At 64.5% G+C, this 18140-nt stretch carries 22 protein-coding genes and 1 tRNA gene; 15 read left to right on the forward strand and 8 right to left on the reverse strand.

Annotated elements, in window-relative coordinates:
• Positions 1–46: 46 nt before the first annotated feature.
• A tRNA-Gln gene (locus ACZ1A1_RS01170) sits at positions 47–120 on the forward strand.
• Positions 121–437: 317 nt separating this feature from the next.
• Here the strand turns inward: ACZ1A1_RS01170 and ACZ1A1_RS01175 are convergent.
• Entirely contained in the window at positions 438–1343 is a 906-nt protein-coding gene (locus tag ACZ1A1_RS01175; protein WP_463618411.1) for a hypothetical protein, read from the reverse strand.
• 330 nt (positions 1344–1673) lie between these two features.
• On the opposite strand from ACZ1A1_RS01175, the gene ACZ1A1_RS01180 reads away from it, so the two are divergent.
• From ACZ1A1_RS01180 to ACZ1A1_RS01205, 6 genes are all read left to right on the forward strand, one after another.
• Positions 1674–2255 carry a TetR/AcrR family transcriptional regulator gene (locus ACZ1A1_RS01180; RefSeq protein WP_463618412.1) on the forward strand — a complete coding sequence of 194 codons (582 nt, stop codon included), beginning with the start codon at positions 1674–1676 and terminating at the stop codon, positions 2253–2255.
• 104 nt (positions 2256–2359) lie between these two features.
• Positions 2360–2737, forward strand: coding sequence for a hypothetical protein (locus ACZ1A1_RS01185; RefSeq protein WP_463618413.1), 378 nt, complete (start codon positions 2360–2362; stop codon positions 2735–2737).
• 40 nt (positions 2738–2777) lie between these two features.
• Positions 2778–3353 carry a DUF308 domain-containing protein gene (locus tag ACZ1A1_RS01190; RefSeq protein ID WP_463618414.1) on the forward strand — a complete coding sequence of 192 codons (576 nt, stop codon included), beginning with the start codon at positions 2778–2780 and terminating at the stop codon, positions 3351–3353.
• A 71-nt stretch (positions 3354–3424) separates the two neighbouring features.
• On the forward strand, positions 3425–3925 hold the full coding sequence (locus ACZ1A1_RS01195; RefSeq protein WP_463618941.1) for a hypothetical protein: 501 nt from the start codon (positions 3425–3427) through the stop codon (positions 3923–3925).
• Between the two features lie 335 nt (positions 3926–4260).
• The gene (locus tag ACZ1A1_RS01200) at positions 4261–5010 is read left to right on the forward strand and encodes an SDR family oxidoreductase (protein ID WP_463618415.1); all 750 of its coding nucleotides are present in this window, start codon (positions 4261–4263) and stop codon (positions 5008–5010) included.
• A gap of 105 nt (positions 5011–5115) precedes the next feature.
• Entirely contained in the window at positions 5116–5661 is a 546-nt protein-coding gene (locus ACZ1A1_RS01205; protein WP_463618416.1) for a DUF6314 family protein, read from the forward strand.
• A 186-nt stretch (positions 5662–5847) separates the two neighbouring features.
• Here the strand turns inward: ACZ1A1_RS01205 and ACZ1A1_RS01210 are convergent, their stop codons facing one another.
• The 3 genes from ACZ1A1_RS01210 to ACZ1A1_RS01220 all read right to left on the reverse strand — a co-directional run bounded on the left by ACZ1A1_RS01210 (position 5848) and on the right by ACZ1A1_RS01220 (position 7152).
• Complete coding sequence (locus tag ACZ1A1_RS01210) at positions 5848–6030, reverse strand: hypothetical protein (RefSeq protein ID WP_313192129.1); 183 nt, start codon at positions 6028–6030, stop codon at positions 5848–5850.
• Positions 6031–6204: 174 nt separating this feature from the next.
• The gene (locus ACZ1A1_RS01215) at positions 6205–6675 is read right to left on the reverse strand and encodes an NUDIX hydrolase (RefSeq protein WP_463618417.1); all 471 of its coding nucleotides are present in this window, start codon (positions 6673–6675) and stop codon (positions 6205–6207) included.
• 48 nt (positions 6676–6723) lie between these two features.
• On the reverse strand, positions 6724–7152 hold the full coding sequence (locus ACZ1A1_RS01220; RefSeq protein WP_415214173.1) for an RrF2 family transcriptional regulator: 429 nt from the start codon (positions 7150–7152) through the stop codon (positions 6724–6726).
• Between the two features lie 141 nt (positions 7153–7293).
• Between ACZ1A1_RS01220 and ilvD the strand changes: the two genes are divergently transcribed.
• Both ilvD and ACZ1A1_RS01230 read left to right on the forward strand, forming a co-directional pair.
• Positions 7294–8967: a dihydroxy-acid dehydratase gene (gene ilvD / locus ACZ1A1_RS01225; protein WP_463618418.1), complete on the forward strand. Its 1674-nt coding sequence runs from the start codon at positions 7294–7296 to the stop codon at positions 8965–8967.
• A gap of 23 nt (positions 8968–8990) precedes the next feature.
• Positions 8991–9431 carry a CopD family copper resistance protein gene (locus tag ACZ1A1_RS01230; protein WP_463618419.1) on the forward strand — a complete coding sequence of 147 codons (441 nt, stop codon included), beginning with the start codon at positions 8991–8993 and terminating at the stop codon, positions 9429–9431.
• Positions 9432–9524: 93 nt separating this feature from the next.
• Here the strand turns inward: ACZ1A1_RS01230 and nirK are convergent, their stop codons facing one another.
• The 4 genes from nirK to ACZ1A1_RS01250 form a co-directional block, all read right to left on the reverse strand.
• A complete protein-coding gene (gene nirK, locus ACZ1A1_RS01235; RefSeq protein ID WP_463618420.1) occupies positions 9525–11051 on the reverse strand; it encodes a copper-containing nitrite reductase in 1527 nt (508 codons plus the stop codon).
• A gap of 116 nt (positions 11052–11167) precedes the next feature.
• Complete coding sequence (locus tag ACZ1A1_RS01240) at positions 11168–11794, reverse strand: hypothetical protein (RefSeq protein WP_463618421.1); 627 nt, start codon at positions 11792–11794, stop codon at positions 11168–11170.
• Positions 11795–11818: 24 nt separating this feature from the next.
• On the reverse strand, positions 11819–12028 hold the full coding sequence (locus ACZ1A1_RS01245) for a hypothetical protein (RefSeq protein WP_463618422.1): 210 nt from the start codon (positions 12026–12028) through the stop codon (positions 11819–11821).
• A 5-nt stretch (positions 12029–12033) separates the two neighbouring features.
• A complete protein-coding gene (locus ACZ1A1_RS01250; RefSeq protein ID WP_463618423.1) occupies positions 12034–12237 on the reverse strand; it encodes a hypothetical protein in 204 nt (67 codons plus the stop codon).
• Between the two features lie 126 nt (positions 12238–12363).
• Here ACZ1A1_RS01250 and ACZ1A1_RS01255 point away from each other — a divergent pair, with 126 nt between their 5' ends.
• The 6 genes from ACZ1A1_RS01255 to ACZ1A1_RS01280 all read left to right on the forward strand — a co-directional run bounded on the left by ACZ1A1_RS01255 (position 12364) and on the right by ACZ1A1_RS01280 (position 18010).
• Positions 12364–12672 carry a TehB family protein gene (locus tag ACZ1A1_RS01255; protein ID WP_463618424.1) on the forward strand — a complete coding sequence of 103 codons (309 nt, stop codon included), beginning with the start codon at positions 12364–12366 and terminating at the stop codon, positions 12670–12672.
• 164 nt (positions 12673–12836) lie between these two features.
• A complete protein-coding gene (hutW, locus tag ACZ1A1_RS01260) occupies positions 12837–14186 on the forward strand; it encodes a heme anaerobic degradation radical SAM methyltransferase ChuW/HutW (RefSeq protein WP_463618942.1) in 1350 nt (449 codons plus the stop codon).
• Positions 14187–14214: 28 nt separating this feature from the next.
• On the forward strand, positions 14215–14748 hold the full coding sequence (gene hutX / locus ACZ1A1_RS01265; RefSeq protein ID WP_463618425.1) for a heme utilization cystosolic carrier protein HutX: 534 nt from the start codon (positions 14215–14217) through the stop codon (positions 14746–14748).
• On the forward strand, positions 14741–15439 hold the full coding sequence (locus ACZ1A1_RS01270) for an NAD(P)H-binding protein (protein WP_463618426.1): 699 nt from the start codon (positions 14741–14743) through the stop codon (positions 15437–15439). Before hutX ends, ACZ1A1_RS01270 begins: the two co-directional genes overlap by 8 nt.
• A complete protein-coding gene (locus ACZ1A1_RS01275) occupies positions 15436–15816 on the forward strand; it encodes a hypothetical protein (RefSeq protein WP_463618427.1) in 381 nt (126 codons plus the stop codon). Before ACZ1A1_RS01270 ends, ACZ1A1_RS01275 begins: the two co-directional genes overlap by 4 nt.
• Positions 15817–15871: 55 nt before the next feature.
• Positions 15872–18010: a TonB-dependent receptor plug domain-containing protein gene (locus tag ACZ1A1_RS01280; protein WP_463618428.1), complete on the forward strand. Its 2139-nt coding sequence runs from the start codon at positions 15872–15874 to the stop codon at positions 18008–18010.
• Positions 18011–18140 lie beyond the last annotated feature (130 nt).

Raw genomic sequence — 18140 nt, forward strand, 5'->3', positions numbered from 1 at the left:
TATAAGCCCGCCTCACAGGCACCGGCCACGCCGGAACCAGCCATGCTGGGGAATAGTTCAACGGTAGAACGACGGACTCTGACTCCGTTAATCTTGGTTCGAATCCAGGTTCCCCAGCCAATTCCCCCCAAAAGATAGCAGCAGGTTGTTCCCGTGAGGACGCTCGAAATATCAGCGTTCTTTTTGCGCGCTATTGCTTTGATTCCCGCTACTTCTCTCCACGCTCGGCAAATTCATGCAGCATGAAGATGGCGCGATAACCGTGGGGCCGCAGATGTCATTAGATTCGCTTAACCGAGCGCCTTGAGGAAATATGATCAGCAGCGGCGCGGCAAACATCTAGGGCAAAATACGTCAAACCCTTGAGGCTGCGCATCAAATTAGGCGCAGCCCCAAGGAGACGGTTACTCGACGTAGAACGATCGAGAGACTGGTGCTTATTCCCGCAGAAGCAGTGCCGCTTCTTCATCGTCACGTTGACGGCCACCGAGGGCGGCGGCAGCGGAGGCGACGAAGGCGCCGACTAGCAGTGACAGGGCGCCGAGCAATGCGACCGTGGCCGCGGACTTGCGGGCCTCGTCGGCGGCCTGCAGGGCTGCGTTCTTCGCGTCCTCGATCTGCTGCAGGACCTGGTCAACGCGCGCGCGGGCTTCTTCCTGGGGAATACCGGCGCGGGAAGCGACGATGGTCGAGATATAGGCGCGATCGGCTTCAGGGACCTCGCCCTTGGCTGCCCCCTGCATCAGGATACGCGAGACCTCGGCGGTGGCTGCCTTGTCGTCCGACTGCGCCCTTGACGTGGCGTCCTGCGGGCGAAGCAGCAGGTCCGTGAAGTATCCGGTCGCAAGATCGGGGGATTCGCTGCCTGCGGCTGTGGCAGCCGTCGCGGCCGCCCCTACGCTCGCCGTCGTCGCGACGGAGGACGCCGCCTGCACGCCGCTTCCCACGAGCGAGGTAAAGGCCGAGCCTGCAAGCCCGGCCACGACGATGGTCGCGAGCGCCCAGCTCAGGAAGCCATGCGCGGTATCCCGGAAGAAAACCTCATCGGTATGGACGCCGGCCCATTTCGTGCGCAGCCGCCCGGTGAGATAGCCGCCGAGCGCCGAGGAGAGCCACTGCACGATGACGAACCAGATGGCGGCCGTCACGCTGACCGTGGTGAACGAGGCGCTCTCTCCCGACCAGGGCGAGACCATCGTAAGCCCGACGCCCGAGCCGAGAAGGAGGAGGATAAGGCTTGCCGCGGATGCCGCGGTCGCCCCGCCGATGACCGGCCCCCATGCCAGGGCGGGAACGTTGGATTCGATGCCGACATCGGAAACGCCCGTCGAGTAAATAGCCATCACGGCCTCCTAGCGCATGAACAGGACAAGCAGGATTACGATCGGCAGAGGAATGCCCAGGAGCCAAAGAAGAATACCGCGACCCATTGTAAAATCTCCCTAATATCGTGAACGCGACTCTCGCGCGGACCTCCAACGTCTCCTTTGGCGCATTGTTCCCGGCCTCGCCCATAAACAGTTTCTTGCGTCTTCAGACATTGTCACGGAAGGACACTGGCGAAAGGCCGTGGAGTTTGTCCGGTCCAGCCATGCCTGATCGCTCACCCGCCGGATTGACGCTTCCTTCTAGAGGGGGTTGACTATCTTCCTACTAGAAGGTAGGCATGCATCATGAGCAATCTTTCAACGACCTCCGAAGAGATACTGGCCTCGGCGCAAAAGCTGATCGTTGCGGGTGGCTATAACGGATTCAGCTATGCGGATATCGCGGCCGTGGTGGGGATACGCAAGGCGAGCATTCACCATCATTTTCCGAGCAAGGTGGATCTGGTCCGGACGCTTGTGCTGCGTTACCGCGAGAGCGCCGAAGCCAGCATGGCCGAGCTCGAGGGCAATGTGCCCGAACCGCTCGAACTCATCCAGACCTATGCGGGCCATTGGGCGAGGTGCATCGAAGATGCCAGCTTCCCGTTCTGCGTCTGCGCCCTGCTGGCCAGCGAGCTTCCGGCGCTTCCGGAGGGGGTCGCCGTCGAGGTGCGGGCATTCTTCCGCTCTCTCTCGGCCTGGCTGGCGTCCGTCATGGAGCGCGGCCAGCAGCAAGGGTCGCTGAATATTTCCGGTGCCCCGCGCGTGGAGGCGGAAGCGTTCATGGCCACTATTCATGGCGCAATGCTGTCGGCGCGCGCATATGGGACGCCCGATGTCTTCGCCATCATTCTTGGCCCGACCCTGCAGAGGCTGAAGCCGGCGTGAATCCGATGTCGGACGGCTAAGGCGCATCTGATGGGATGTCATCGATTACGCACCGCAAATCTACCAATTAGTAGGTAGTCAACAAACATGAGGAGAGACTAAGGATGAGCTGCTCGCAAGGAACAGGAAGGGTCGGGCGAATTTCGGCTGTTGCGCGAACGTCGGCATCGTCCGCCGCCGATATCTGCCACACCACCTCGATAACATCCGACCCGCAGAACACGTGGATCGCCCGCAGACAGTCGGCCATCACGGCGGCGCTGGCGAAAAGGCGCGCCGAGCGGTTCGATCCAGACGAATACCGTCCTCGAAGCCTGCCGCTCGCCCGAAATGACGCGAGCATTTCTCGCCCCGCCGAAGCCGCGCATTCCTCGGTAGCCGAGACCTGCACCTATTCCCGCCTCTCCGGGGAAAGCGAGCGGATCGATGACGGCAATCGGGACGAGACATCCCTCTTTGGCAAACGCGCCGGCTATCTCTGATCGCCGACAGCATCGCCCCATCTTCCTGAAAGGATATCCAATGAACAGCTATCAAGGTGACGTTGCTTCGCATGGCCAGGACAGGTGGCTGAAGCCGTATTACTTCGCTCGCGCGGCTTTTTCCGTTGTCTGGGTCGTGGCCGCGCTGACTGCCGGCCGGCACTCCTCGTCCATCGCCGCCGTCCTGCTTGTCGGCTACCCTGTCTGGGACGCCGCCGCCAACTATGTCGATGCTTCCCGCAACGGCGGGCTTGCCGCCAATCCGACACAGGCGTTCAACGTCGCCGTCAGCCTGATCGTCTCCCTTGCGGTCGTCCTGGCGCTGGCGATGGACATGAACCGGGTTCTCGATGTTTTCGGCGCCTGGGCGATCTTTTCCGGCCTGCTGCAACTTGCAACCGCGATCCGCCGCTGGAAAACGAGCGGAGGCCAATGGGCGATGATCCTGAGCGGCGGTCAATCGGCTGTCGCCGGCGCATTCTTCATCGCGCAGGCGCAGACACCGGCATCGTTCGCCATCGCCGATATCGCAGGCTATGCCGGCTTCGGCGCTTTCTATTTTCTGGTTTCAGCCATTTGGCTGACCGTAAGCCAATCGAGGGTGAAGGCTGCCTAGTCCGCTCCAGCCATCGCCGAACCGACCGGCCTTTCGTCGACTTCACACCACGAAAACACATGGAGACCAAGATGTTCGGAATCTCGCCGCCCGGCTGGGTGCATACGCTCGGCAGCCTGCCCGCCATTCCGCTGGCCATCTACATGTTTGCCCGCCACGGGCGGATCGTCCCCCGATCAGCACCCGGCACGGCTTATTTCGTCTCGATGCTGATCGGCGCGGCGACTGTGTTCCTCGTCGCGCACCAGCCGGTAAGCTACGTGATCAGCGTGGTGACGATCATGCTGCTGCTCGCCGGATACGGCATCGGTCGTATTTCCAGCTTCGGGCGTGCGGGCAGGTATCTCGAAACAATCCTCCTGAGCCTCACGGCATTTCTGCTGATGTTGCCCACCGTCACCGAAATCCTGCGCCGTGTTCCGGACGGCCATCCCTTCGTTACCGATCTGAACGCGCCGCTTCTCCTCGGTGCCCAGGCCGGTCTTCTCGTCCTTCTGATCATCGGCATGACCGCCCAGATCGTCCATTTGCGCCGGCACGCGACGTTCGAGACCATCGATAGGAAATGCTGAGCTTTCGCCAAGTTCAAGACCTTGGCAGCCTCCGAGCGCCATGCGCCCGGGCAACGAAGTTGACTGCGGACCCCGGCTCGACTAGGTGTTCGATTGCAGCGTTGCAAAGCGCGCTGCCGTAGGCGTTACCGTCATCCAACGCGTCCTTTGTCGAGAAGGTCCCAGCAGGGAGAACTCGATTTCGAAGGCGCGCGGCATGCATTTCTTTCGTCACCCGGAGCCGATCTCTTCGAAGACCGCCAGATCACGGTCTTCTGTCGAGTGACGCGTGGGCGACGACGATCACGCCGCAGCCTTTCCTGAAACGAGACCTTGGAAGGGTTACAGCTATGAGAATGACCGACAACACCATCCTTGTCACCGGCGGCACGAGCGGGATTGGGCGCGCGCTGGCCGAAGCTTTTCACGATCGCGGCAATCGCGTCATCGTCACGGGGCGGCGGCGGAACCTGCTCGATAATATTGTGGCCGGTCGCCCCGGCATCGTCGGGATGCATCTCGACCTGGACGATCCCCACTCCCTGGCGCGCCTGGCAAGCGATGTCCGCACGCGTTTCCCCGATCTCAACGTGCTGATCGCCAATGCCGGGATTTCCCGAGCCGAGGACATCGCTTCCGGGAATTGGACTGCGGCCGGGGCCGAGGCGATCGTGCAGACCAATATCCTCGGGGTGCTACGGGTGACCGCAGCCTTCCTGCCGGTATTGAGGGAGCAGCGCAACGCGACCATCATGGCGACAGGTTCCGCGCTCGCCTTCGTGCCGCGCGCCGACTTCGCCACCTATTGCGCGAGCAAGGCGTTCCTGCATTCATGGCTGGTATCGCTGCGTCACCAGCTTCGCAACCTGTCGGTCGAAGTCCTCGAATTGTCGCCGCCCTATGTCCGGACGGAGCTGACCGGCACCGCGCAGGCTGCCGACCCTCGCGCGATGCCTCTGGATTCCTATATCGCGGAAGTGATGACGATGCTGGAGCAGGGCAATCACCCACGCGGCGAGTTGCTTCTTGAACGCGACCAGGCGCGCCGCTGGGCTGAACGGGACGGGACTTACGACAGCACTTTCGCCGCCATGAATCCTGCCTGATCAGGCGTCATCGCAATTCCTGCTCATACGGCACGCAGATGAAGACGGCGCGGGCGCCGGCTCCAGTGCTGAATCTGCGTGTCCGGAAGCGGATAGACGTATCGAATGCGCATTCGCATCGGAGAATCCCGGTACAACGCCGCGGAATTAGCGGATATAACGGCGCTCACCGTCATCAGAATGCGTTCGAAAGAGCAGGCTCGTCGTTTGGTTTCACATCCCGTAGAAGCGGCATCCTTTTTCCCTGCCGGGGTCTGGCGCGTTCGGCGCAAGGTCGTCGATCACATGGCCGGGCAACGGATCGTATTCGAAGGGATGGCGACCATCACCGGGGATACGTTCGTCGAGCAGGGGGAGGTCGTAGCGGACGGGCGCGCCCTGCCCGCTGTCCGCAGATACAGGTTGCAGCGAAGCGGGTCTGCGACCGAAGTGTTCTTCTCCGACGGCCGGCCTTTCGCGACATTCGACGAGCTTGCGAGCCAGCGGGTCGAACACCATTGCGGCGACGATCTTTACGCGGGCCGCTTCCTGTTCGTCCGTCCGGATTTCTGGGTGGAATTCTGGCGCGTCCGGGGACCACGGAAACGCTACATCAGCCTCACCCGCTTTGAACGGCTGCCGGATGGCGCCCTATCGACGGCAAGCCGTTAGGCCAAAGCGCCATCAGGTCGCGGAAGCACGAGGGCTGATCCGCGGCCTCAGATATGAGGCCGACGGTGCCATGAGTGGAAATCCAGGACGTAACGAAACGGTATGTGACCGGTATCGTAGAGGATGTACCGCTTTCATCGTCATCCTGCGCGGCACCGCAGGAGACATGCGACATCAGAGGAACATTCAGGTGTGCTTGCTGCGGCCGACAGCCTGCAGCCTTGCGAGCTTCGCCGGATCGACCAGTTCGCCGCTCTCCAGTTTCGCAATCTCCAATTCCGTGAGGCCGGAAATCAGTGACAACTGCTCGACGGTGTAACCCGTCGTCGTCCGCAGTTCGGCAATCGGATTCTTGATATTGATCGTCATGCGTCTTCTCCTGTTGCTGCGACGCAATATAGTAATTTTGCAGCGCGCAACAAGAGAGCCGCGAGCAGACGAAGACGATGGCGAACGAGCACCCGATTGCTCGCCGAAATGGACGGCACATGGTCCGCGAGCGAGACGTTGCATCCGACGCACAGGGGGGCATCGTCAAGCGTCTTAATCCTCACTTGGCAGGTCAAGGAAAGCAGCGAGCATCTGCTGCTGGCCCTTGTGCATCTTCACCCGGGCCTCGGCCAAGGTGAACCAGCCCGCCTTGTCGACCTCCGGGAATTTCCGGCGGTGCCCCGATTTCGGCGGCCATTCCATTTCGAAATCGTTGCTCCTGATCGCGTCGATATTCAAAGAAGGCTCGGCCCTCCCGCACCACACGACGATCGTCTTGCCGCCCGACTGACGGAATTCCCCCAGCCGCGAGAACGCACCCCGGACAGCAACACCGAGTTCCTCTTCGGTTTCCCTGATAGCCGCGGCGAGCTCATCCTCTCCAGCTTCGATCAGCCCCTTCGGGATCGACCAGGCGGCTTCATCCTTCTTCGCCCAGAACGGCCCGCCGGGATGGACGAGCAATATCCGGGGTTCATCCGCCTCGTGCCGATAGATGAGAAGGCCGGCGCTGCGAGCCGCCATGTCGATATCCTCCTCTCGTCCCGCGATCCTGCATGCCGATGCCGAGTGTCACGCAGCCGGCTGAGTGCCCAGTTCCAAAGGCCTCAGGATGAGATCTGCCAGCGTATAGCGCTCGACGGTGAGGCTGAATGCGGCGAGCGCCTCGTTAAGCACACCGCGCAGGCGACAGCGCGGTGTCAGCAGGCAGCGGCCGTCGGCGGCGAAGCACTCCACCAGCGTGAAATCCGGCTCCGTCACGCGCAGCACGTCGCCGAGATTGATCTCTTCGGGGGCCTTGGCAAGCGTCAGCCCGCCGGACCGGCCGCGAACCGCCTTCAGGAAGCCGGTCCGGGTAAGCTGGTTGACGATCTTCATCAGATGAGCGCGCGAAATCCCGTGCAGCGTGGCGGTCTCCTCGATGGTGATCAGCCGGTCGCCCCGCTCGGCCGCGAACATCAGGACCCGCAGCGCGTAGTCGGAAAAATTGGTCAGTCGCATCCGGCGGGCTCTCCTGGTCTTTCGCCATTGCATTCCTCCGGGCGGGAGAATACATATATTTAAAATATATCTTTATACCGAAATGACAAGGCGACGCCGGCAGCGCGTCCATGAAACCATCCATCTTCCCGCGAGGTTTCCATGCCCTTCAACGAACGCTCGAAACACATCACGCAAGGGATCGCCCGCTCGCCCAACCGGGCGATGTATTACGCGCTCGGCTACGAGAAGGCCGATTTCGACAAGCCGATGATCGGCATCGCCAACGGCCATTCCACCATTACCCCCTGCAATGCCGGTCTCCAGCCGCTCGCCGATGCCGCGGCGCTCGCCATCACGCAAGCCGGCGCCAATCCGCAGACCTTCGGCACGCCGACGATCTCCGACGGCATGTCGATGGGCACGGAAGGCATGAAATATTCGCTCGTCTCGCGCGAGGTGATCGCCGATTGCGTCGAGACCTCGGTGCAGGGCCAGTGGATGGACGGCGTGCTGGTGCTCGGCGGCTGCGACAAGAACATGCCGGGCGGCATGATCGGCATCCTGCGCGCCAATGCGCCGGCCATCTACGTCTATGGCGGCACCATCAAGCCCGGCAGGTGGAAAGGCGAGGACCTCTCCATCGTCTCGGCCTTCGAGGCGGTCGGCGCCTTCATGGCCGGCACGATGAGCGAGGAGGATTTCGAGGGGATCGAGCGGCACGCCTGTCCCTCCACCGGCTCGTGCGGCGGCATGTATACCGCCAACACGATGAGCTCCTCCTTCGAGGCGCTCGGCATGTCGCTTCTCCATTCCTCGACCATGGCGAGCCCGGACCACGAGAAGATCGAGAGCGCCGCGCAATCCGGCCGGGTCCTCGTGGAGGCGGTCAAGCGCAACATCCGCCCGCGCGACATCGTCACGCGCCGGTCGATCGAGAACGCGGTGGCGCTGATCATGGCGCTCGGCGGCTCCACCAATGCGGTCCTGCACTACCTCGCCATCGCCCATGCGGCGGAAATCGACTGGACGCTCGACGATTTCGAGCGGGTGCGCCGCAAGGTGCCGGTGCTGTGCGACCTGAAGCCTTCCGGACGCTACATGGCGGTGGACCTGCACGCAGCCGGCGGCGTGCCGCAGGTGCTCGGGATCCTGCTCGAGGCCGGGCTTCTCCATGGCGACTGCCTGACGATCACCGGACGCACGCTCGCCGAGGAACTCGCCGACGTGCCCTCCGAACCCCGCGACGAACAGGACGTCATCATGCCGATGACGCGGCCGCTCTATCACGAGGGGCATCTCGCCATCCTCAAGGGCAACCTCGCCGAAAAAGGCGCGGTCGCCAAGATCACCGGCCTGAAGAGCCCCATCATCTCCGGCCCCGCGCGCGTCTTCGACGACGAGGCCTCCGCCATGGAGGCGATCCTCGCCGACCGCATCCGGCCCGGCGACGTGGTGGTGCTGCGCTATCTCGGCCCCAAGGGCGGGCCGGGCATGCCGGAAATGCTGGCGCCGACCGCCGCGCTGGTCGGCCGCGGCCTCGGCGAGAGCGTCGGCCTCATCACCGACGGCCGCTTCTCCGGCGGCACCTGGGGCATGGTCGTCGGCCATGTCGCGCCGGAAGCCTTTGTCGGCGGCACGATCGCCCTCGTCGAGGAGGGCGACATCGTGACCATCGACGCGCACCGGCGGCTGCTCCAGCTCGATGTCGCGGAAGACGAGATCGCCCGCCGCCGCGCCGCCTGGAAGCAGCCGGAGCCGCGCTATCGCCGCGGCGTGCTCGCCAAGTTCGCCGCCCTTGCCCGCCCGGCCGACGAAGGCGCGGTCACTGGATAGGAATACAGGGGAATCCGTCGCTCATGAGCCACTTCGCCCTCGTCACATTGCACCTTTTCGCCGCCATCATGTTCGCCGGCACCGTCTTCTTCGAGGTCCTCATCCTCGAAGGCATCCGCAAGCCGGTGGGACGCGAGGCCATGCGGACCGTGGAAACCGCGATCGCCCGGCGCGCGCGCCGCCTGATGCCGTTCGTCATCGCGATCCTCTATTCCGCCGGCATCCTCATGGCCTGGCAATATCGCGACGACCTCGCCCATCCCTTCGCCAGCAGCTTCGCGACGCTTCTCGCGCTGAAGATCCTGCTCGCGCTCAGCGTCCTCGGGCACTTCATCACCGCCATCACGCTCAGCGCGCGCGGCAAGCTGAGATCGCGGCACTTCAAGTTCATCCACCTTAGCGTCTTCTGCCAGATATGCCTGATCGTCTTCCTGGCGAAGGGGATGTTCTACATAAGCTGGTGAGCGCCGTGCACGGGCGGAAGGCCGGCGGCGGAGGTGCAGGAACCGGTTAGCATCCCCGCGGGAAACTCCCGCGGGGATGCCGCCGTTCCGGCTCTATTTCTGATCGGCGGGGCCGGCATGCATGATGGCATCGCTCTCCGGACCGTCGACGATGAGATAGCCCGCAAGCCCGCGCTCGGCGCGCGACAAGGCGTGATCGACCAGCACATAGTGCCCGCCGCGGTCGATCTTGAAATCGACGATGGTGGCCCCGCCCGGCGGGACGGTGACGGTCTGCACGTTCGTCGTCGGCGGCGTGGTCACGCTGCCAAACGCATAGACGTGATCGAAGATCTCGCCGATGACATGGAAGGACGAGGTATAGTTCGGCCCGCCCACGCCGAAGAAGATGCGCACCGTGTCGCCGGCATTGGCATAGAGCGGATGGGATTTCGTCAGCGCCCCGACGGCCCCGTTGAAGAAGAAATATTCCGGCCGTTCGGAGGACAGCTTGTCGTAGTCCATCTCCATGTCGCCCTTCGTACCGAAGGGCTCGACCGTGTAGAGCTCGCCCTGCATGACGTAGAACTCGCGGTCGACCTGCGGCAATCCGCCTTCCGGCTCGACCAGGATCAGGCCGTACATGCCGCTGGTGATGTGGTGCGCGACGCTGGGCGTGGCGCAATGATAGACATAGATGCCCGGTTTCAGCGCCTGGAAGGTGACGATGCTCTCCTCGCCCGGCGCCGTCTGGGTGAAGTCCGCCCCGCCGCCGGGGCCGGTCGCCGCATGGAAGTCGACCGAATGCATCATCACGCTGTCGGCAGCGTTCTTCAGATGGACCTCGACGGTGTCGCCGACGCGGACCCGCACGAACGGCCCCGGCACCTTGCCGTTGAACGTCCAGTAGACATAGGTCGTGCCGTCGTCGAGCCGGCCCTTCAGCTCGACCGTCTCGAAATCGACGCGCACCACCTGCGCCGGCCGTGAGCCGATGGGGCCCGGCAGGTCGCCGGGATCGTGCACGATGTCGGCCGCATCCATGTCCATCGTCTCGCGGGCGCCGGGCATGACGCGCAGGAGGCCTTCCATGCCGGCGAGCCTGTGGCCGGCAATCGAGCAGAAATAGGCGAATTCGCCCACCTTGTTCGCCGTAAAGGAGAAGGTGGACGAGGCGTTCTTGCCGACGACGACGGAGGAGCGCGCTGCGTACTGGTCGATGACCACGTCGTGCTCGGCGCCCTCGCCGTTGATGAGGTTGATCTGCACGATCTCGCCCTCGTGCACCATCAGCTCGGGATTGACCTGCCCGTCGATGTCGCCGCCGACGCCGATATAGACCATGCGGCCGGCCGCGATCCCGGTCCTGAGGGTGAAGGTGGTGGCGCTGTGATAGCTCGTGCCGAGCGCCGGATCGGCCCGCTGCTGGCCGGCATCCTCGCCGGCCGCGTCCCCCGCCTGCCCGCTTGCCGGCTGGGCGCCGTGATCGTGGGTTTGCGCCGCCGCAGGCACCGCGAGGAAGGCCATGGCGGACAGGCCGAATGCCGCCGCAATGATGCGTCCCGTTCGCCGGGCGGCGATCACATGGGCCGAAAGGGCTGCTGCAAAAATCGTGAGGACGAGTAAAACCGGATATGCCATGACGTCTCCCCTCTCCCTGGGAATTCACGCTCCGTGACAGCGACCGGTCTAGCACGGTTGCGCGGCGCTGGATTTGCGAGATGTCAAGAATGGAGGAGCCGGTCCGGCGACCGGTGCTAGCCGGTCATCTGCCATGGGCGGACATGGACGAGCTTCGGATCGTCGGCATGGTCCACAAGCATGCGCTCTACCCGCTCCTGCCAGAGCGCCGCGAACAGGGCCTCATCGTCTTCGTCCGCCGATCCTGCCACGATCTTCGGAAGGAGCGTTTGCATCCGGGCCGCCGGCGGCACCGGAGCGGTATCGAGATCGAGAACGACGCCGCTGCCGGTATCGCGCCGGCGGAGCGCCATGCGACCATCGATGGGCGCATCGAAGCACAGGAGATCACGGCGTGCGAAGCGATGGTTCATTCCGATGCCGCCGAAGCCGGTCTCGGGTGCGGCTCCGGTCAGCAGCGTCGCGATCGCCGCGACGACGCCGGTCGTGCCCTCGTCGCGCGCATCGCGCATATGGACTTCGATATTGCCGCGTTCGGGCAGGTCGTCGCCATAGAGCCGGGCAAGACCCTTGCGGATCATGAGATAGGCACCCGCGACCGTCGGGCAGGAATGCCCGGCGAGCTTCACCGCATCGGCATAGCAATAGGTGATGGTGCCGCTCGCCGATGCACCGAGCAGGGCCGCCAAGGGCTCGCGCACCGTGATGGCGGGCACCCGGTCGAAGAAATCGGGAAAGTCCATGCCTGTCTCCTTAGCCGCTCCGGCTCATTCGGCGGCGATCCGGTTTTCGGCCTTCGAAAGCGCGGCCGCCCGCGCCGCCGCGACCGCAAGCCAGTCCCTGTAGAGGCAGCGGTCCTCCTTGGAAAAGGAAGCGCGCCGGCGCAGGTCGTCGAATGTCTCTCCCGGATGACAGCGCTCGTAATCGTCCCGCACAAGCGCTTCGAGACCGGCGCGATCCTCGAAATCGCGTGACATGACGCTTACTCCCTCTTGCCCGCGGTATCTTCACCATTGTCCTGACGCCCATGGCCTGCCCGCTCACGATCCTCGAACGCCGTGACGAACCAGGCCGGGCAATTGCAAAGCCCCTGGCTGGTGACGGCGAACATGACTTCGAGGCATTCCGCGCGGTCGAAGGAGCCTGCTCCTTCCCGCATTCCGGCGATTTCGCTTTCCCGGGGCATGTCACCCTCCATAAAGATATATTCAGAATGTATCTTTTAAGATGCGGGGACAAGGACTATTTTGTCGCGCCTGCGGCCCCGCATTTCCTTTTGCAGGCAGGCCGCCCGTTTCGCATGGAGGAACAGATGGCAACCATCCCGGCGCGGATGCCCGAAGGTTTCGAGGCGTATGGCCGCTCCCCGGACTTCACCCCGGAGACGCTGCCCGCCCGCCTGCAATCCGCCCATACGACGAAGGCTGGCACATGGGCGCTGCTGCATGTCATGGAGGGCGAAGTCCTCTACCGGCTCGAACCGCCTCATGAGGGCGAGCAGCGCGCGCGGGCCGGCGAGACGATCGTGATCGAGGCCGAGGCCCCTCATCGCGTCGCCTTCACGGCACCGGGGCGGATCTTCGTCGAGTTCTACAGGAAGACGGAAAGCGGCGCGCCCTGACGGCATCCGCAGACGGCATTTTGCGCCGCCTTGCGACGGCTCTTCGTCGCAAACAAACATGATAAAATAACTCCAGTAATTTGATCTGGAACAAATTACTCATGTTTTCCCTCCCGTAAGGTCTGCTCAAGTTTTGAGCAACGGGTGAGGCTGGCGGGTCGATGATGGGTGGCGAATTCTCGCGGTATTTCGCCAATGAAGACGGCTCGAATCCGCTGCGCAATGCATTTTCCCGCCGGAGCGCGGTCATGCCGTTCAGGGGAAGGCAGCGCCTTCCATCCGCCGACATCCAGCCTGCATGGCAGGGGCTGCTGTCGGCGCCTGCCCCGCCCGGCAAGCGCCTCGCCTATATCCATGTTCCCTTCTGCGCCAATCATTGCCTCTTCTGCGGGTTCTACCGCAATGCCTATGTTCCCGATGCGGGGGCCACTTATGCCGACCTCGTCATCGAGGAGATCCGGCGTGACGCCGCGGCGCCCGCCCTGCAGAAAAGCCCGATCCATGCCGTCTATCTCGGCGGCGGCACGCCGACGGCCCTGAGCGCACAGGAGCTTTCCCGCATCATCGCCACGGTCAGCGCGGCGCTTCCGCTTGCCGCCGATTGCGAGATCACCGTCGAGGGGCGCATCATCCATTTCGACGCGGAGAAGATCGATGCCTGCCTGGAGGCGGGCGCGAACCGCTTTTCCATCGGCGTCCAGAGCTTCGATACCGCCGTCCGCCGCCGGCAGGGCCGCCGCGCCAGCCGCGAGGAGGCGATCCGCTTTCTTGAGGCCCTGCGCGACCGGGACCGCGCGGCCCTGGTGATCGACCTTCTCTACGGATTGCCCGGCCAGACGCCGGACATCTGGCGGCAGGACCTCGAAACGGCGGCGGCGCTCGGCCCCGACGGGATAGACCTCTACGGCCTGAACCTCATCCCCGGCACGCCGCTCGCAACGGCGATCGCCGCCGGAAAATTCCCCGCCACGCCCGGCCTTGCGGAGATCGGCGCGTTCTACGACACCGGCGCGGATTTCTTCCGGCGCCGGAACTGGCGGCAGATCAGCAACAACCACTGGGCCCGCACCACGCGCGAGCGGAACCTCTACAATCTCCTCATCAAGGAAGGGGCCGATTGCCTCGCCTTCGGCGCGGGCGCGGGCGGCTCCATCGGCCGGGCCAGCTACGGCATCGCCGGCGACCTCACGCACTATGCCGAGAGCGTTCGCGCCGGCCGCAAGCCAATCGGCCTCCTCGCGATGGCCGATGGGCTCCAGCCGCTGCGCAACCTCGTCACGGCGGGCTTCGAGGCCGGCCGCCTCGACATGGCCGCGCTCGAAGCCATCGCCGGCGAGGGAACGACGGCATTCCTGGCGCCCCTCGTCGCACAATGGGAAGCGGCCGGCCTGCTTGCCTTTTCCGACGGCATTGTCGACCTCACCGTCGCGGGGCGCTTCTGGTACGCCAACCTGATCTCCGCCTTCCACGACATCCTCGAAACCAGGCTTCTGTCCGCCGTGGACGCCGCCTGAACGAACGCGCATCTGAAAGGAGCGTCCCATGCAGCATCTCAACCACGCGGAAAAGATCGAGCGGATCCGGCAGGCCATCGCCGAGAAGCCCGACGGCATCCTGGAATCGCTTGCCGCCGAATTCGCCGTACCCGTCCAGACCGTCATCGAATGCGTTCCCGGCAACGGCGTGACCCGCATCGACGGCAGCCGCTTCGTCGACGTGCTGACCGACATCGCCGAATGGGGCGACATCACCTTCATCGTCCACACCAAGGACGCCGTCGTCGAGGTCTGCGGCCCCATGCCGACGGGCAGGATCGGCCACGGCATGTACAATCTCCAGGGCGGCGGCAGCGGCCTGTCCGGCCACCTGCGTCCCGACAATTGCAGGTCCATCTTCCTCGTCCGCCGCCCCTTCATGGGCATGGAGACGATGTCGGTGCAGTTCTTCAATGCCGAGGGTGAGACGATCTTCAAGATCTATGTCGGGCGCGACGAGGCACGCAGGCTGAAGGCCGGCCAGGTCGAGCGCTTCCACCGGCTGGAAACGCTGTTTGCGGAGACGGCCGGCAATGCCTGACATGCGGCCGCTCGTGATCTTCGGCGCGAGCCGCGGCGTCGGGCTGGAACTGGCGCGGCTGGAATGCGCCGCCGGCCGGCACGTCATCGCGCCGGTGCGCCCGCAATCGGACATCGCCGCGCTGGACGAAACCGGAGCGGCCATCCTGCGCGCCGATGCCCTGTCGCGGCAGGACGTGACCGGCGCCCTTGCCCGGATCGGCGGCGACTTCGACATCGTCTCGACGCTTGGCGGACAGGCGGGCGACGGACGCCGGGCCGATGACGAGGGCAATATCAACGTCATCGACGCGGCCGTGGCGACGGGGCGGGCAAGGCACCTCCTCCTCGTGACCTCCATCGGCTGCGGGGAAATGGCGCCCTTCCGCTCGGCGCGGGCCATCGCGGCCTTCGGCGCGGCGGTCGACGCCAAGACGCTCGCGGAAGAGCGGCTGAGATCGAGCGGCCTTGCCTGGACGATCATCCGGCCCGGCGGCCTCCTCTCCGAGCCCGCGACCGGACGCGGCCTTCTTTCCGAGGACCCGCAGATCCATGGCTCGATCCACAGGGCGGATGTCGCCCGGCTGGTGTTCCGGGCGCTGCGCGATGCCGCCACCGTCCGCCATGCCTTCGCCGCCGTCGATGCGGAACGGATGAACAGCGTGAACGTCCGTCCTCCCTTCCCTCTCGCAGAACAGGATTTCCGCACGTGAATACCGGCACCCTCATGATCATCCTTATGCTGCTTCCGGGCGGCGGCTATTCCGCCAGCTTCGTCGGCACCGACACGCCGCAGGAATGCGAGCAGCGCCTCGGGCGCATCCGCCCGATCCTTGAAAGCGGCACGGCCGGGCTGAAAGAAGCCGGCTGCTTCGCCAGCACCGCCACCTTCGACGGCTTCGACCACGATCCGCCCGTCGATGCGCCGCGCCACACGTTCCTCGTCACCCTTACGGGCGAACGGGCGAGCGTGCGCAAGCTGGCGAGCGAGGCGGAATGTCGTTCTGCACTGAAGCAGGCGGAGGGATCGGCCGGGCAGGCTCGCTACTGCACCACGTCGACCCAGGACATGACGGGCGGCGGGGATTGACCGCCGAAAGAGGCAACCGGGCACCGGACGGCGCCTGCGATCTGGAGAGACATTCATGAGAGGGATTTCAATGGCCGGGGACTGGCATCGCCCGCTGGCGGTGCTGCTGCTGTCCGCTTCGCCGCTGGCGCTGGCGCTGCAGCCGGCGCTGGCTCAGGAGGCGGGAGGCACCTGGCTGGACACGGTGACCGTCGTCGGCACGCGGACAGAAACGGCCGTCAAAGACAATCCGCGCTCGGTCGCGGTGATCACGAAGGAGGATATCGAAAAGCGCTCCGCAGACAGCATCGCGGAACTCCTGCGCGACGTGCCCGGCGTCGACATCGCCGATGAATCGGTCGCCGGCATGAAGCGGCTGCGTATCCGCGGGGAAAGCTCGCGCCGCGTGACCATCCTCGTCGACGGCCAGGAGATCACCGACCACAGCACCTACGGCACGCCGCTGCTGGTCGACCCCGCCACCGTCGAGCGGATCGAGGTGGTCAAGGGTCCCTCCTCCGTGCTCTACGGCGCGAAGGCCATCGGCGGCGTCGTCAACATCATCACAAAGAAGGGCGCGGACAAGCCGGTCGAGGTCGAAGGCGGTGGCAGCTACTATTCTGGCTCCGGCGGATGGCAGAGCTGGGCGGCCGTCTCGGGCAGCAAGGACGGCTTCGACTACCGCCTCTCCGCCACGGCCGACCGGCACGGCGACCGGCGCGTGCCGAAGGGCCGATATTCGGCAACCGGAAAGCTCGACGACACCGCCTTCAACAACAAGAACCTCTATGCCCATCTCGGCTATCGCTTCGGCGAGGCGGACAATCACTACCTCGCCCTGAAATACGAGCAGCATTTCCTCGAAAGCGAGGGCTGGCCGGGGCCGCCCGGCTCGCTTGCCGGGGTCGAGCGCTTCAAGATCGACCTGCCGCAGCGCGACCGCCGCAAGGTCGGCCTCTATTATGACGGCGACGACATCAGCGATATCGTGCGCAAGGTCCATGTCGATCTCTACTACCAGACGATCGACCGGCTCTTCGAGAACCAGGTGAGCGTGAGGATGACCCCGACGCGCACCGTCGACGTCATTTCCACCTCCGACGACCGCATTACCGACTACGGCGTGAACGCCCAGGTCGACCTCAGCCTCCTGGAAGGGCACCAGACGATCGTCGGCGCGCAGTATCTTTCCGACAATCTGGTGACGGGCAAGACCTCGACCACGACGATGACCGGCTTCGGGCCCTTCCCCACAACGACGAAATCGTCCTCCCGGGACAAGGCGCATATCGACACGGTCTCCCTCTATGCCCAGGACGAATGGAGCCTCACCGACGCCGTGAAGCTGACCACGGGCCTGAGGCTGAACCACACGCGGACCGGGCTCGACGAAACGACGGTCGCCGCGCGCGCCGGCTTCGAGGGAACGGACGATACGCGCCTTCTCTCCTCGCTCGGCCTCACCTTCGAGCCGACCGACAGCCTCGTGCTGCGCGCGGGCTATTCGGAAGGCTATATCTCCCCGACGCTGCTCCAGCTCTTCAGCTCGACCACCGCCGGCGGCCAGGGCACGATCTACGGCAATCCCGACCTGACGGCCGAACTCGCGCGCAATTTCGAGGTAGGCGCACGCTACGAGGATGCCGGCCTCGCGCTGGACGTGGGCGCCTTCTACACGAAGGCGAAGGACTACATCACCACCACGCCCTGCGTGACCGTCACCGCCTATTGCCTGACGACGGGCACGTCCTCCCTCTATGTCAACGCGGATAGCGCGACGACATATGGCCTGGAATTCCTCGCCGAATACGAGCTTGCATCCGGCTTTTCGCCCTATGTCGGCGGAAGCTGGATCCGACGGGAGCTGGAATATGCCAGCTACTCGACCTTCAACAGCGATACGCCAGCGCTTTCGGGCCGCATCGGCGTGAAATACGAGGGGGAACTGTGGGAGAAACCCTTCTGGGCCGACCTCTTCCTGCGCGGCTCCACCGGCAGCCGGCAGACCTATCTCGACGGCGCGAGCCTCGTGACGGAAACGCTGCCCGGCTGGGGCACGCTCAACCTGGCCTTCGGCGGCAGCTACGGCGAAGACAACCGCCTCAGCCTCTCGGTGAGCTTCAACAACATCCTCGACAAGGAATACCGCCCGACCTTCGGGGAACTGCCCGGCGTCAGGCGCAGTATCGAGGTCAGCGCCCGCGTGAAGTTCTGATCCCGCCGGATATACGCCGGGCCCGTATTTGCGGGGCCGTCCCATCCCGGTCCCTTTTCCCGGCATTCGGCACCCGCCCCGGCTGCGCTGGATGGCCGAGGTTGACACCGGCGCCCGGAAGACGGTCTAT

The sequence above is a fragment of the Shinella sp. R2-11 genome (assembly GCF_055330205.1).

Coding starts and splice junctions, on each gene's coding strand:
- nirK (WP_463618420.1), bottom strand. CDS start 11,051: ATGGCATATCCGGTTTTACTCGTCCTCACGATTTTTGCAGCAGCCCTT.
- ACZ1A1_RS01180 (WP_463618412.1), top strand. CDS start 1,674: ATGAGCAATCTTTCAACGACCTCCGAAGAGATACTGGCCTCGGCGCAA.
- ACZ1A1_RS01205 (WP_463618416.1), top strand. CDS start 5,116: ATGCGCATTCGCATCGGAGAATCCCGGTACAACGCCGCGGAATTAGCG.
- ACZ1A1_RS01200 (WP_463618415.1), top strand. CDS start 4,261: ATGACCGACAACACCATCCTTGTCACCGGCGGCACGAGCGGGATTGGG.
- ACZ1A1_RS01175 (WP_463618411.1), bottom strand. CDS start 1,343: ATGGCTATTTACTCGACGGGCGTTTCCGATGTCGGCATCGAATCCAAC.
- ACZ1A1_RS01240 (WP_463618421.1), bottom strand. CDS start 11,794: ATGGACTTTCCCGATTTCTTCGACCGGGTGCCCGCCATCACGGTGCGC.
- ACZ1A1_RS01215 (WP_463618417.1), bottom strand. CDS start 6,675: ATGGCGGCTCGCAGCGCCGGCCTTCTCATCTATCGGCACGAGGCGGAT.
- ACZ1A1_RS01250 (WP_463618423.1), bottom strand. CDS start 12,237: ATGCCCCGGGAAAGCGAAATCGCCGGAATGCGGGAAGGAGCAGGCTCC.
- ACZ1A1_RS01255 (WP_463618424.1), top strand. CDS start 12,364: ATGGCAACCATCCCGGCGCGGATGCCCGAAGGTTTCGAGGCGTATGGC.
- ACZ1A1_RS01230 (WP_463618419.1), top strand. CDS start 8,991: ATGAGCCACTTCGCCCTCGTCACATTGCACCTTTTCGCCGCCATCATG.
- ACZ1A1_RS01245 (WP_463618422.1), bottom strand. CDS start 12,028: ATGTCACGCGATTTCGAGGATCGCGCCGGTCTCGAAGCGCTTGTGCGG.
- ilvD (WP_463618418.1), top strand. CDS start 7,294: ATGCCCTTCAACGAACGCTCGAAACACATCACGCAAGGGATCGCCCGC.
- ACZ1A1_RS01185 (WP_463618413.1), top strand. CDS start 2,360: ATGAGCTGCTCGCAAGGAACAGGAAGGGTCGGGCGAATTTCGGCTGTT.
- ACZ1A1_RS01270 (WP_463618426.1), top strand. CDS start 14,741: ATGCCTGACATGCGGCCGCTCGTGATCTTCGGCGCGAGCCGCGGCGTC.
- hutW (WP_463618942.1), top strand. CDS start 12,837: ATGGGTGGCGAATTCTCGCGGTATTTCGCCAATGAAGACGGCTCGAAT.
- ACZ1A1_RS01190 (WP_463618414.1), top strand. CDS start 2,778: ATGAACAGCTATCAAGGTGACGTTGCTTCGCATGGCCAGGACAGGTGG.
- ACZ1A1_RS01280 (WP_463618428.1), top strand. CDS start 15,872: ATGAGAGGGATTTCAATGGCCGGGGACTGGCATCGCCCGCTGGCGGTG.
- ACZ1A1_RS01195 (WP_463618941.1), top strand. CDS start 3,425: ATGTTCGGAATCTCGCCGCCCGGCTGGGTGCATACGCTCGGCAGCCTG.
- ACZ1A1_RS01220 (WP_415214173.1), bottom strand. CDS start 7,152: ATGCGACTGACCAATTTTTCCGACTACGCGCTGCGGGTCCTGATGTTC.
- ACZ1A1_RS01210 (WP_313192129.1), bottom strand. CDS start 6,030: ATGACGATCAATATCAAGAATCCGATTGCCGAACTGCGGACGACGACG.
- hutX (WP_463618425.1), top strand. CDS start 14,215: ATGCAGCATCTCAACCACGCGGAAAAGATCGAGCGGATCCGGCAGGCC.